At 61.1% G+C, this 12888-nt stretch carries 11 protein-coding genes; 5 read left to right on the forward strand and 6 right to left on the reverse strand.

What is annotated here, in order from left to right; all coding sequences use genetic code 11:
- Nucleotides 1-226: 226 nt before the first annotated feature.
- Both VJ651_RS03910 and VJ651_RS03915 read right to left on the reverse strand, forming a co-directional pair.
- Nucleotides 227-1456, reverse strand: coding sequence for a nucleoside recognition domain-containing protein (locus tag VJ651_RS03910; RefSeq protein WP_324106176.1), 1230 nt, complete (start codon nucleotides 1454-1456; stop codon nucleotides 227-229).
- Nucleotides 1457-1876: 420 nt separating this feature from the next.
- Complete coding sequence (locus VJ651_RS03915) at nucleotides 1877-2071, reverse strand: hypothetical protein (protein ID WP_324106177.1); 195 nt, start codon at nucleotides 2069-2071, stop codon at nucleotides 1877-1879.
- Between the two features lie 221 nt (nucleotides 2072-2292).
- Here VJ651_RS03915 and VJ651_RS03920 point away from each other — a divergent pair, with 221 nt between their 5' ends.
- A complete protein-coding gene (locus VJ651_RS03920) occupies nucleotides 2293-2751 on the forward strand; it encodes a (2Fe-2S)-binding protein (protein WP_324106178.1) in 459 nt (152 codons plus the stop codon).
- Between the two features lie 6 nt (nucleotides 2752-2757).
- Here VJ651_RS03920 and VJ651_RS03925 read toward each other — a convergent pair whose 3' ends face one another.
- From VJ651_RS03925 to VJ651_RS03940, 4 genes are all read right to left on the reverse strand, one after another.
- Nucleotides 2758-3201, reverse strand: coding sequence for a cyclic nucleotide-binding/CBS domain-containing protein (locus tag VJ651_RS03925; protein WP_324106179.1), 444 nt, complete (start codon nucleotides 3199-3201; stop codon nucleotides 2758-2760).
- A 124-nt stretch (nucleotides 3202-3325) separates the two neighbouring features.
- A complete protein-coding gene (locus tag VJ651_RS03930) occupies nucleotides 3326-4648 on the reverse strand; it encodes a hypothetical protein (RefSeq protein ID WP_324106180.1) in 1323 nt (440 codons plus the stop codon).
- Between the two features lie 67 nt (nucleotides 4649-4715).
- Nucleotides 4716-5732, reverse strand: a complete 1017-nt coding sequence (locus VJ651_RS03935) for a permease (RefSeq protein WP_324106181.1) — start codon at nucleotides 5730-5732, stop codon at nucleotides 4716-4718.
- Between the two features lie 152 nt (nucleotides 5733-5884).
- Nucleotides 5885-6202 carry a metalloregulator ArsR/SmtB family transcription factor gene (locus tag VJ651_RS03940; RefSeq protein WP_324106182.1) on the reverse strand — a complete coding sequence of 106 codons (318 nt, stop codon included), beginning with the start codon at nucleotides 6200-6202 and terminating at the stop codon, nucleotides 5885-5887.
- Between the two features lie 243 nt (nucleotides 6203-6445).
- On the opposite strand from VJ651_RS03940, the gene VJ651_RS03945 reads away from it, so the two are divergent.
- The 4 genes from VJ651_RS03945 to VJ651_RS03960 all read left to right on the forward strand — a co-directional run.
- Nucleotides 6446-6856 carry a hypothetical protein gene (locus tag VJ651_RS03945; RefSeq protein WP_324106183.1) on the forward strand — a complete coding sequence of 137 codons (411 nt, stop codon included), beginning with the start codon at nucleotides 6446-6448 and terminating at the stop codon, nucleotides 6854-6856.
- A 76-nt stretch (nucleotides 6857-6932) separates the two neighbouring features.
- Nucleotides 6933-8261, forward strand: a complete 1329-nt coding sequence (locus VJ651_RS03950) for a TolC family protein (protein ID WP_324106184.1) — start codon at nucleotides 6933-6935, stop codon at nucleotides 8259-8261.
- Nucleotides 8258-9847 (forward strand): efflux RND transporter periplasmic adaptor subunit, encoded by a 1590-nt coding sequence (locus VJ651_RS03955; RefSeq protein ID WP_324106185.1) that lies wholly within the window; start codon nucleotides 8258-8260, stop codon nucleotides 9845-9847. Before VJ651_RS03950 ends, VJ651_RS03955 begins: the two co-directional genes overlap by 4 nt.
- Nucleotides 9848-9859: 12 nt before the next feature.
- Nucleotides 9860-12888: CusA/CzcA family heavy metal efflux RND transporter (locus tag VJ651_RS03960; protein WP_324106186.1), on the forward strand; the 3029-nt coding region annotated here is incomplete at its 3' end.

The raw sequence follows: 12888 nt of genomic DNA on the forward strand, positions 1-12888 counted from the left end.
CGGGGCCGGTGCGGGCGCAGCGCCATGTGCCTGATTCGATCCGGTCGCTGCGGCTGATGCTGGTCATTGGCCTGGTCAGTCGCTTGGAACGGTGCCCGTGCTGTCAGCGTAGAAATTTAAATTTATGACGCAGTAGTACTAGGCCGTCATCAAGGATTCGTGGCGAAGCTTGTTTGCGACGTTGGAAAGCGATTGAGCGGTTGGATCGCCCCATACGCGTGCACCCCTAGCCGAAAAACCAGTAGCAAACCCCGATCGACGCCAGCACGCCCGCCGCATCCGCGAGCAGCGCGCATCCCACCGCATGCCGGGTCCGCTGGATGCCCACGGCGCCAAAATACACCGCCAGCACATAGAAGGTCGTTTCGGTGCTGCCTTGCACCGTGGCCGCAAGCAGGGCGGGGAAACTGTCCACGCCGGCCGTCTTCATCAGTTCGATCAGCATCGCCCGCGCCGCGCTGCCGGAGAATGGCTTGACCAGTGCGGTTGGCAGCGCGTCGATGAAACGCGTATCCCATCCCGCCGCGTCCGCCACGTAACGCAATCCATCCAGCGCGACATCCAGCGCACCGGATGCACGCAACACGCCGACCGCGCACAACATCGCCACCAGATAGGGCAGCAAATTCTTCGCGACGTCGAAGCCTTCTTTCGCACCCTCGACGAAGCTCTCGTACACCGGTACCCGGCGCAGCGCACCGAACAGCAGGAACAGCAGGATCAAACTGAACAGCACCAGGTTGCCAAGCAAGGAAGACAGCGCAGCAAGCGCGGTCGCGGACATCCCGGCCAGTAGCGCCATGAAGCCGCCCAGGAGCAGGGCGGCGCCGCCGAGCCATGCGAGCACGACCGGATCCCACACCCTCAGGCGCTGCATCACCGCCACTGAAAGAAAGCCGGTGAGGGTGGACGCGCTGGTGGCGATCAGAATCGGCAGAAACACCAGGGTCGGATCGGGTGCTCCCTGCTGCAGACGATACATGAAGATCGATACCGGCAACAGCGTCAGCGATGAGGCGTTCAGGACCAGGAACAGGATTTGCGCATTGCTCGCCGTGTCCGGCTTCGGATTGAGTTCCTGCAGCGCACGCATCGCCTTCAGACCGATCGGCGTTGCCGCATTGTCCAGACCGAGTGCATTGGCGGTGAAATTGAGAGTGATCAGTCCCAGCGCCGGATGCCCGGCGGGCACCTCCGGCATCAGGCGGCGAAACAGCGGTGCAAGAAAGCGCGCGAGGGCCTCCACCAGTCCTGCTTTTTCCGCAATGCGCAGGAAGCCAAGCCACAGGGTGAGGGTGCCGAACAACAGGATCATCACCTCGACCGACAGCTTCGCCATGGCGAACAGGCTTTCCACCATCGCGGAAAAAGCGCCCGCATCGCCGGCCACAAACCATCGCCCGAAACCGCTCAACGCGGCGACGACGAAAAAGCCCAGCCACAGGCCATTCAACATGATTTTCCTTCCCGAGCTTTTTGCATTTCTGAAAAACCGATTGCGATGCGCGATTGTAGCCGGGGTTTTGATGCTCTTGCATGTCGAAAACCATAGAACGCTAGCCAAAGAAATTGTGGCGCGTGGGACCGGTCGCCTTAACCCTGGCAGAGCTATCGGATGCTCTTTGGCGTGCAATTCGTTAACTCATTGATTCTTGCCGCTATCCGTGGCGTCAATGCTGGCGCTGACGACAACCTTAGCAGTCGGCAGACTTCGCCGATTTTCAATCTGGATGGGAGGAATGTCGTCGATCGGACGAAAGAAGAAAGTCGCGCCAATGCGCAAAACCAAAGGAGGACACAGCCGGCGTTGAGCGCGGCCTTCCTCAGGAAAACATGCGACCGCGGTCTCTGCATGCGCGGACGCGGCAAGTCCGGATCACGCTTCCGAGCGTCCTTTGGCAGGCGGTTGCTGGAACGGGACGCAACGCGATTTGCGGATCGCCCGCTTGCGCGCATTGATCACTTCTCGCAGCGCGGTGGCGAGCATCTCCTGGCGTTTTTGCTCGGACACCATGTGCGCGGTCACGCTATAGGCGCGTACGGTGCGTTCCAGATTGCGAAGTGCTCTCAATTCTTCGCTGTGTTGCTCGTCAAGCATCATAGTCGGGGGCGTATTCAAGATTGGCGGAAAGCACTCTAGACCGCCGTTCTTATAATATGTTCCCTAGAGGAAAACTTCTACATCTGCAAGCGCGTTCCTTGCGTGTTCCCGAGACACTTCGATGCAATTTCGTCTATATTCTGCGGATCGGTCTTCGACCGGCAGAACCCATAACAAGGACAAGGAGAGACATGCTGACGCTTCATATCAACGGCCGCGACGTGCAGCTCGATGCCGATCCGGCCATGCCCATCCTGTGGGCGCTGCGCGACCTGCTCAACATGACGGGGACCAAGTTCGGCTGCGGCGCGGCCTTGTGCGGAGCGTGCACGGTGCATATCAACGGTCAGCCGGTGCGCTCCTGCGTGACGCCGGTTTCCGCGGCGCTGGGACAGTCGATCACGACCATCGAAGCGATGGAAACCGACCGTGTCGGCAAGGCGGTGCAGGATGCCTGGATACGACACGACGTGCCGCAATGCGGCTATTGCCAGAGCGGACAGGTGATGAGCGCGACTGCGCTGCTGAAGGCAGGGAAAAGCCCGACCGATGCCGACATCGATGCGGCGATGAGCGGCAATATTTGTCGATGCGGCACTTACCAGCGCATTCGCGCCGCGATCAAGGATGCGGCGGAAACGCTGGGCTAGATCCTCTTACCCGAGCACCTTCGTCAATTCGTCGTCCAGGAATTCATGAAGCTCTTCCGCCTCGATGATCTCGTGCGGCAAGGCATCGCGAATCGAGAACACGCCGACGATTTCCGACGTCGCGCTCACGACCGGCAGATGGCGGAACCCGGCTCCTTTCATCAGCAGGAGGGCATCGGAGACGGTGGTTTCGGGCGAAATCGATTGCGGCCTCGGCGTCATCACATCGGACATGGCGGTCGTGCGCGGGTCGAGCGATTGGGCGACCACCTTGGTCATCAGGTCACGCTCCGTGAAAATCCCGAGCAGGGATTTCGCGGCGTCGATCACCAGCACGCTGCCGCAGCGGTGCTTGGTCATCAGGCAGGCGGCTTCATAGGCGGTGGATTGCGGCGCGGCGACGGCGAGTTGCTTGCGCGGGAGGGATTGTGCGACGGTACGTTCAGGCATGGTATTTCTCCGATAGCGATAAGGGTCGGGGAAGCCGGAAACAGCAAGGAAGAGATCCTTCGACTTGTCGATGATGGGCGAATTGTCGAAGTCGCACAAGTGCGGTACATCAAGAAAAAGCGCTTCAAGTCGCCTGGCAAGAGCATGAATCCGGGCAACAATTCTCGGATGCGGGCAGCCTGTACACCGGCGCAAAGCCACCGCCCGGCGTGCGGAAATTGGTCGTCTGGCCCTGGTACAGCCGAGCCGCGAGCCATTGCACCTTGCCGTCGTAGGTGTAGTCGCGCACATCGAACTTGAGCGTCTGCGGCGCGTCGTCGGTATCGATCACGCGTTCGCCGGGTGCGACGATGGCCTGCGCGACGTAATCGCCCGCCAGAATCTCTTCCCAGACACGCCTGGTGAGCTTGTCACCGCGGTAGGCGGCGCGGCCGCCGAAGCCCGCCGTCGGCTTGAAGAACAGATGGCGGCGTTCGCTCCACAGGCGCTCCGCTTTTTCCGGCGTCACAATCTCGGTGCGCGGAATCGTGGCGAACAGGATGTCGCGTATCGCTTCGGGCACGCCGAGTTCGCGCAGCCGGCTTGGATCGCTGAGCAGCGCGAGGTTGCGCTTGTCGGCGTAGAGTGCGTGGGCCCGAGGGTGGGGTGTGAGCACTGCGGCATTGTCGAGATAAGCGCTGCGCAGGGCTGCGCTCGATGGTTCCTCCAGCATGAAATCGGTGAGGCGGTTGTACACCAGGTCGATGGCCGTGTCGCCGTGCCAGAGAGCGCCGTCGCGCAGGCTCAGTTCGGACGGGTCGGCAATCACTGCCTGCATGCCATGCTTTTCGAACAACTGCTTGAACAGCAGGAATTCCGGATACAGGTACTGCTGCTCGGGCTGCGTGTCGACAATCGCGATGCTGCGCAGCGGCCGGCTGCGGCCGGACAGCATCCACTCCTGACGGAACATCGCGACGATGTTTTGCTCGAAAATTCCCGCTTCATCGGATGCGGGAAGCATTTCCTCAACTGCGCCACAGCAGACGCGTTGTGCGCGCATCAGCACGGCATTCAGCATCGCGCCGCCGGCATTGGTGTTGATCTCGATGAGCCCCACGCCGCTCTCTTCGACATGGAAATCGTAGCCGAAGAAGACCCCCTTGGCGCCCGGGTCATGCCGCGCGATCGGCGGCGCATCCGCCAGTACGGCCTCGCGATAGGCAGGCATGGCGACCACCGATTCCACCGCGGCGACTACGTCTTCCATGCGCTGCGTGTGCGCATCCGATACGAACACCGGTCTGGCGGCAAAGACATACGGACAGCGTTCCACAATGAGCTCGAACATGTCGTGGTTGCCGAGCTCGCTTTCAAGCGCGCTACGCAGCGCGTCGCGGTCGAGGCTGATGCAAAAGCATCCCCGGTTCAGCAGCTTTGCGTTTTGTTCATCGGATTCTCTTGTCATGCGTGGTTTCTCCGCAAGCTGCTGTTATCGGGTTTCATATCAAGGGTAGTCTGCCGGACGCGCGTGTTCAAGGCAGCGCAAGCCAGGCGCTGTACGCGAAGGCGGCAAGAAGCGAACCAAGGATTGCGAGGAACAAATACACGGCAAACAGACGCGGCTTGACCAGGGCCCAAACCGCCGTCGCGGCAGGAATGCTGGTCACGCCGCCGCTGACGAGGAAGGCAAGCGCGACTGCGGGGCTCATGCCCAGATCGATCAGCCCTCGCACCAGCGGCAGGGCGGCGAAGCCATTGAGGTAGGCTGGAATCCCGATGAGGACTGCAAGCGGAATGGCGGATGCGTCTTTGCCGAGGAGGGCGGCAACGTTGTCGGCCGGCAAGTAGGACACCATCAGGCTTTCGAGGAGAAAGGCGAGCGTCATCCAGCGCAGCAGCATCCAGCCATTCGAGAGTGCGCTGGCAAGCAGGGCATGACGCGCTTGTGGTGAGCGCAGAACGTTCCACTGTGCTTGCGTACTGGCAGCGTGGCTTGGCATGCCGGACTGTTCGACACGCAATGCCTGCGACAGGAATCCGCGCGCGACCAGCAGATAGGTGATCGAACCGCTCAAGAGTCCCATGCCGATGGCGACAAGAGTCTTGACCACCGCGAATTCCAGGCCAAGATTGGCGGCGGTGAGGAAAAACATATTGGGATCCATCAGCGGCGAACTCATCCAGAACGCCATCACCGGCGGCAGTGGCACGCCCGCGCCGAGCAGGCCGGCGATGACCGGAACTACGCCGCAGGAGCAAAACGGCGAGAGTGCGCCGAGCAGCGATGCGAGTGTGATCATGCGCGCCGGATGGCCGGTAAAGGCCCGCGCAATCAAGGCATCGGCCTTGCTCGCCTTGGCATAGGCGGCGACGAGGACCGAGATCGCTATCCATGGCGCGATTTCCAGCAGCGAGTGGCCGGTGAATGCGAGGCTGTCGCGCAATTGTGCGGGCAGCAGCCAGGCGATGCCGACAAGGATCAACGCAATTGTCAGAACGGCTTTGTCCGCGCGTTTCCACAGCACGGCCAGCGCTTCGCTGGATGACATGACAGCCGGTTCTGGCGGACGGGGAGAGCAGCATGAGGAGGGCGCACGGTCGGGAGAGGGCTTCATATATCTATATCACTAGAAAAGTAGTTGTATTGCTGAATAAAAAACGGGCGCAACAAAACTTGTCGATGCCCGCATACCCAATAATTTCAAGCCGGCTTTGAAATGAATACCGGTAAAGCAACACCTTTGCAGCAATCCTGCTTGATGAACTGCAGCATCTCGTTCAACGCGCGGAAGTTGGCATGACACCGCACCGCGCGGCCTTCCCTTTCCTGGACCACGAGGCCGGCGGACACCAGCTCTCGCAAGTGAAACGCGAGTGTGGAAGCCGGGCGGTCGAGCACCGCCTGCAACTCACCGATCGTCATCCCTTCCGAACCCGCCTGCACGAGCAGCTGGAACAATTCGAGACGGTTTTCGTGGCCGAGACTGGCAAGGCGTTTGGCGGAAGTGGCGAGGTCCATGGATAAACTATAAAACTAGTATAATGGTTATGTCAAACAAATTGTTCACTTTTGGTGCCGGCTTGGCAGAACGGCGACGTGCACGCTGCGGCAAGAACTGTCATCATTGCGCCTTCTGTCATCGGTGTGGCGAATCCGGGTATTGTTGACTTGGATCAACCGTTGTTCGCTCCGCGCTTGCGTACAATTGAAACAAGGGTTCCACGTACCGATGTATTGCTTACCCAGATTGAAAAAAGGTTCATGAGGCTTTCACGCAAATCCCGCTTGCTCGCAGCGCTCGTCGCGCTGTTCAGCGTGCTGTTTACGCAGCTCGCGGTGGCGGCCTACGTCTGCCCGAGCGGACAGATTGCGCAAGCCCTCGACGCGGTTGCCGCAGCACATGCAGCAGCCGGTCATCAGAACATGAGCGACTGTGACGAAGCGAGCATGGACCAGCCTGTACTCTGCAAGGCGCAGACCCAGGTCGGCAGCCAGTCGATCGACAAGCCGCAATTGCCCGATATTTCCCCCTTCCTGGCCGTCACCCTTGTTGCCTCGGTGATGCACCAGGATCATCGTCTCCTGTCCGTACCACCGCAATTTTCGGGTTTGCTATTAACCCGCACCACGGCGCCACCGCTCGCCATCCAGAACTGCTGCTTCCGAATCTGACACTCCAGGCTGCTCGATAGATCATCGTCCCGCATGACGCGCGGACGGTCCTCGTTCATTGCTGTCTGGAGGTCTTATGTCTTTACATTTTCTCTCGCTCGCGGGTGGGCGCATTACTATTCCGGCTACTCGCCGCCCCATCCTCGTCGCTATTGCAATTGCGGCAAGCGCACTCGCGATGAGCGCGCCGAGTAACGCACAATCAAGCGAAGTCCTGCCGGGCACCAGCGTGGAAAGCCTGCTCGAATATGCCAGGGCGCGCAACCCGGAGTTCGCCTCGATGCGGCACGAAGCCGACGCCGCCAACGAGCGCGCCGCCTCGGCCGGTGCCTTGCCCGATCCGAAGTTGCGGATCGAACTGCAAGACATCACCAAGATGAACGAGCAGAGCCCGACACTGTCACCCAGCCGCGTTGGCAAGACCCGCTATCAACTGATGCAAGACTTGCCTTGGTTCGGCAAGCGCGGGCTGCAACGCGAGATCGCGCAATGGGAAGCCGAAGGCGCAAAAGGGCGCGCGAGCGGCAGTTGGGCGGAACTCTCCACGCGGATCAAGGCGGGCTATGCGCAGCTCTACTACGTGCAACACAGCGAAGCCCTGACCCGCGAAATCCTCGACCTCATGGTGCGTATCGAGAAGATCGCGCAGGTGCGCTACGCCGGCGGGCTCGCCGCGCAATCGGATGCGATCCGCGCGCAGGTGGAGCAAACCGATATGCGTAACGAGCTCATCGCACTGGAAAACGAGCGGCGCATGACCGAGGCGCGCCTGAACATGCTGCTGTCGCGACCGGCGAATGCACCGCTGGCATCGCCCGAGCGCCTGCGTTCCTTGCCGCCGCCGGTCAGGCTCGATTACGCGGCACTGGAAGACCGCGTGCGCGGTCGCAATCCGCAGCTCTATGCCGATGACGCAAAGTTGCGGGCGGCCGAGAAGAGCCGTGAGCTGAGCTACAAGAACCGCTATCCGGACTTCACGGTCGGCATTGCGCCGATGCAGAGCGGCGGTTCGGTCAAGGAATGGGAGCTGATGGTTGAATTCAACATTCCCATTCAACAATCTACGCGGCGCGCCCAGGAGCATGAGGCCGAAGCCATGCTGGCCGCCGCGCGTGCCCGCAAGGAAGCCACGGCCAACCAGGTGCTGTCCGATCTTTCCGAGAACCTGTCGGGACTGGACGCCGCACGCCGCACGGAAACGACGATCAGTTCAAGCCTCCTGCCGCAAGCCGAGCTGACTTACAAGTCGGCGCTGGCCAGTTACGAAAACGGCAAGGTGGATTTCGCCACTTTGCTCGATGCGCAACGGCAGATCCGGCAGGCGAAACAGAATCAGATCAAGGCACAGGCGGAAGCGCAGGCACGCCTGGCAGAAATCGAACGAATCCTTGGAGAAGAATTATGAAACAGGGCGCAAACATCGCAGTGGGCGTGATTGTCGTTGCCGCACTAGCAGCCGGGGGCGGCTATTGGGCCGGAATGCAAGGCAGAGGCGATGCCGTGGCAGCCGTGCCCGCCTCGCAGCAGGGCAGCGTGAAGAAGGAACGCAAACTCCTGTACTACCGCAATCCGATGGGCTTGCCTGACACCTCGCCGGTTCCGAAAAAGGACCCGATGGGCATGGATTACATTCCCGTTTATGAAGGCGAGGAGGAGGCGGACGCCGCTTCCTCCAATCAGATCAAGATCAGCACCGACAAGGTGCAGAAGCTCGGTGTGCGCACGGAAGCCGCGAGCCTGAAAGCCATCGACAAGGTCGTACGCGCCGCCGGCCGCATCGAGGCGGACGAGCGTCGCCTCTACACGATCGCACCGAAGTTCGAAGGTTATGTGGAACGGCTGCACGTGAACTCCACCGGACAAGCGGTCGCAAAGGGCCAGCCGCTGTTCGAGGTGTACAGCCCGGAACTGGTTTCCGCGCAGCGCGAATACGCCGTCGCGGCACAGGGCGTGCAGGCGCTCAAGGGCGCCGACAGCGAAGCGCAGAACGGCATGAAGCAGCTTGCAGAATCCAGCCTGATGCGCCTGAAGAACTGGGACATCTCGGAGGAACAGATCAAGGCGCTGGCGCGCTCGGGCGAGGCCCGGCGCACCATGACTTTCCGCTCGCCGGCCACCGGCATCGTGACCGAAAAGAAAGCGGTGTCGGGCATGCGTTTCATGGCGGGCGAAATGCTGTACCAGATTGTCGACCTGTCCAGCGTCTGGGTGCTGGCCGATGTGTTCGAACAGGACATCGGCCTGGTCAAGTCCGGCGCGAAAGCCAAGGTCAGAATCAACGCCTATCCGGACAAGGTGTTCGAAGGCCCGGTGTCCTATGTGTACCCGACGCTGAATTCCGGTACCCGTACCGTGCAGGTCCGCATTGAACTCGCCAACCCCGGCCAATTGCTCAAGCCGGGCATGTTCTCGGAGGTGGAACTGGCGGCTTCGTCAAGATCGGATGTGCTCACGATTCCGCTTTCCGCCGTGATCGACAGCGGTACACGCCGCATCGTGTTGGTGCAGGCGGGCGAAGGCCGCTTCGAGCCACGCGAAGTCAAGCTCGGTACGCGCAGCGACGAGTACATCGAGGTGGTGGAGGGCGTCAAGCAGGGCGAAAAGGTGGTCGTCGCCGCCAACTTCCTGATCGATGCCGAAAGCAATCTGAAGGCCGCGGTGGGCGGATTCGGTACGCCGGACAAAGGTGCTGCTCCCGCCGCGGAAAAAGCGGTTGTCGGGCACAAGGCAACGGGCAAGGTGGAAGAGATCGATGCCAAGGCCGGCATCATCAGCATCGCGCACGGACCGATCGAGAGTCTGAAGTGGCCGGGCATGACGATGGAATTCAATGTTGCCAACGAAGCGCTGCTGAAGGGCCTGAAACCGGGCACCGCCGTCTCCTTCGAGTTCGTCGAGCGTCAGCCGGGTGAATGGGTCATCACCAGCATCAAGACGACGGGCGCAGCGAAGGTTGAACCCGCAGACGTCCACGCGCATGCCGGACATTAACGGGATGATGCCATGCTGAACAAGATCATTGACTGGTCCGGCAGGAACATCTTCCTTGTCCTGCTCGCGACCCTGCTCATCACATTGGCCGGCGTCTACGCCGTTTTGAGAACCCCGATCGATGCGCTGCCCGACTTGTCGGACGTGCAGGTGATCGTTTATACCGAGTATCCGGGCCAGGCGCCGCAGGTGGTGGAAGACCAGGTGACCTATCCGTTGACCACAGCCATGCTGTCGGTGCCGAAGTCGAAGGTGGTGCGCGGCTTCTCTTTCTTCGGCGCGTCCTTCGTCTACATCATTTTCGAGGACAACACGGATATCTACTGGGCGCGTTCACGCGTGCTGGAGTATCTCAACTTCGCATCGGGCCGCATGCCCAAGGGCGTCTCGCCGCAGATCGGGCCGGATGCAACCGGTGTCGGCTGGGTCTACCAGTACGTCGTGCTGGCCAAGGACAAGACGCTGGCGGAACTGCGCACCTTGCAGGACTGGTATCTGCGCTATCAGTTGACCAAGGCGCACGGCGTGGCGGAAGTGGCGTCCATCGGCGGCTTCGTCCAGACCTACCAGGTGACGGTCGATCCGGTGAAGCTGCGTTCGTACGGCATACCGCTCATGAAGGTGTCGCAGGTCATTCGCGATTCGAATCGCGACGTCGGCGGTCGCGTCGTCGAAATGGCGGAAACCGAGTACATGGTGCGCGGTAAAGGCTATCTGCGCGGCAAAGGCGATATCGAAAACCTGGTCGTCAAGAGCGAGAAAGGCACTCCCGTGCTGATCCGTGACATCGCGCGGGTGGAGCTCGCGCCCGATGAACGGCGCGGCCTGGCCGAGCTCAATGGCGAAGGGGAAGTGGTATCTGGCATCGCGATGTCGCGCTATGGACAGAATGCGCTGGAAGTCATTGCGAACCTGAAAAGCAAGATCGCGGAAGTCAGCGCGGGATTGCCGGAAGGTGTCTCGATCCAGGCGGTGTACGACCGCTCCGATCTGATTCATCGCGCCATCGAAACGCTCAAGCACACGCTGCTGGAGGAAAGCATTATCGTCGCGCTGGTCTGCATCGTGTTCCTGTTGCACGTGCGCAGCGCACTGGTGGCGATCCTGATGCTGCCTGTCGGCGTGCTGATGGCCTTCATCGCCATGCGCCTGCTCGGTATGAATTCCAACCTGATGAGCCTGGGCGGGATTGCGATTGCGATCGGTGCGATGGTCGATGCGGCCATCGTGATGATCGAGAATGCGCATAAGCACCTGGAGCGCATGAAAGCCGGTGAGTCGCGGGTGGATGCGATGATCGCTGCATGCAAGGAGGTCGGCCCGTCGCTGTTCTTCTCGCTGTTGATCATCACGGTTTCCTTCCTCCCGGTATTCACCCTGGAATCGCAGGAAGGCAGGTTGTTCGCGCCGCTGGCCTACACCAAGACCTTCGCCATGGCGGGCGCTGCCGTCTTGTCGGTGACGCTGGTGCCGGTGCTGATGATGCTATTCATTCGCGGCAGGATCATGCCTGAGACGAAGAACCCGGTGAACCGCTTCCTGATCTGGGTGTATCGCCCCATCATCAAGGGCGTGATGCGCTGGAAGAAACTCACCATCGTCGCCGCGCTGCTCGCACTGATTATTTCCTGGTATCCGGCGTCGAAGCTGGGCAGCGAATTCATGCCCACCTTGAACGAGGGCACGCTGCTCTACATGCCGGCGAGCTTGCCCGGCATGTCGATCACAAAGGCGGCGGAAGTGATGCAGACGCAGGACAAGATCATCAAGAGCTTCCCCGAGGTGGAGTCGGTCTACGGCAAGGCAGGACGCGCCAATACCGCGACCGATCCGGCGCCGACCGAGATGTTCGAAACGGTGATCAACCTGAAGCCGGAATCGCAGTGGCGCAAGGGCATGACCGTCGACAAGCTGATCGCCGAGATGGACAAGGCGCTGCAGTTCCCCGGCGTGTCGAACGCGTGGACGATGCCGATCAAGGCGCGCATCGACATGCTGTCGACCGGCATCCGCACGCCGATCGGCATCAAGGTATTCGGCAAGGACCTCGATGAAATGGAGCGTGTCGCCAAGCAGATCGAAGCGGTGGTCAAGAAGGTGCCCGGCACCACGTCGGCCTTTGCCGAACGCATCACGGGCGGCTTCTATCTCGACATCGTGCCGGATCGCGCGCAACTCGCGCGCTATGGTTTGGCCGTGGGCGAAGTGCAGGACGTGATCAGTTCTGCGCTGGGCGGCGAGATGGTCACCACCACGGTCGAGGGGCGCGAGCGTTTTGGTGTCACCGTGCGCTACCCGCGCGAGCTGCGCAGCGATCCCGAGCTGATCGGGCGCGAGGTGCTGGTGCCTGCGATGGATGGCGCCATGATCCCGCTCGGCCAGCTGGCACGCATCCAGGTCTCCAAGGGCGCTCCGGGCATCCGCACCGAAAACGCCTTGCTGTCGGCGTACATCTACGTCGACATCCGCGATCGCGACATCGGCAGCTATGTGGCTGAAGCACGCAAGGCGGTCAACGATCAAGTCAAGTTCCCGCCGGGTTATTACGCCACCTGGAGCGGCCAGTTCGAGTACATGGAGCGTGCCGTCGAGAAGATGAAGGTCGTGATTCCCGTGACCTTGCTGTCGATCTTCGTGCTTCTGTATCTGAACTTCCGGCGGCTGACCGAAACGCTGATCGTGATGCTGTCGGTGCCGTTCGCGCTGGTCGGGGGCGTGTGGTTGATGTGGCTGCTCGGCTACAACCTGTCGGTCGCGGTTGCGGTGGGCTTCATCGCGCTGGCCGGCGTGGCGGCGGAAACCGGCGTCGTGATGCTGATCTATCTCGAACACGCCTGGGTGGAAACCCGTGTCAAGTGCAAGGAGGAAGGCCGCGTTCCGCAGGCTGCGGATCTCTACGAGGCGGTGATGGAAGGCGCTGTGGAGCGCGTGCGGCCGAAGATGATGACGGTGGTTGCGATCATGGCCGGCTTGCTGCCGATCTTGTGGGGCACCGGTACCGGATCGGAAATCATGAGCCGGATCGCCGCGCCGATGGTGGG

Source organism: Noviherbaspirillum sp., from assembly GCF_035254865.1.
Taxonomy (GTDB): domain Bacteria; phylum Pseudomonadota; class Gammaproteobacteria; order Burkholderiales; family Burkholderiaceae_D; genus Noviherbaspirillum.

Bases quoted from the DNA above. Each gene is read 5' to 3' on its own strand.
- VJ651_RS03920 (WP_324106178.1), top strand. From the start codon at position 2,293: ATGCTGACGCTTCATATCAACGGCCGCGACGTGCAGCTCGATGCCGAT.
- VJ651_RS03940 (WP_324106182.1), bottom strand. From the start codon at position 6,202: ATGGACCTCGCCACTTCCGCCAAACGCCTTGCCAGTCTCGGCCACGAA.
- VJ651_RS03935 (WP_324106181.1), bottom strand. From the start codon at position 5,732: ATGTCATCCAGCGAAGCGCTGGCCGTGCTGTGGAAACGCGCGGACAAA.
- VJ651_RS03950 (WP_324106184.1), top strand. From the start codon at position 6,933: ATGTCTTTACATTTTCTCTCGCTCGCGGGTGGGCGCATTACTATTCCG.
- VJ651_RS03930 (WP_324106180.1), bottom strand. From the start codon at position 4,648: ATGACAAGAGAATCCGATGAACAAAACGCAAAGCTGCTGAACCGGGGA.
- VJ651_RS03945 (WP_324106183.1), top strand. From the start codon at position 6,446: ATGAGGCTTTCACGCAAATCCCGCTTGCTCGCAGCGCTCGTCGCGCTG.
- VJ651_RS03910 (WP_324106176.1), bottom strand. From the start codon at position 1,456: ATGTTGAATGGCCTGTGGCTGGGCTTTTTCGTCGTCGCCGCGTTGAGC.
- VJ651_RS03955 (WP_324106185.1), top strand. From the start codon at position 8,258: ATGAAACAGGGCGCAAACATCGCAGTGGGCGTGATTGTCGTTGCCGCA.
- VJ651_RS03925 (WP_324106179.1), bottom strand. From the start codon at position 3,201: ATGCCTGAACGTACCGTCGCACAATCCCTCCCGCGCAAGCAACTCGCC.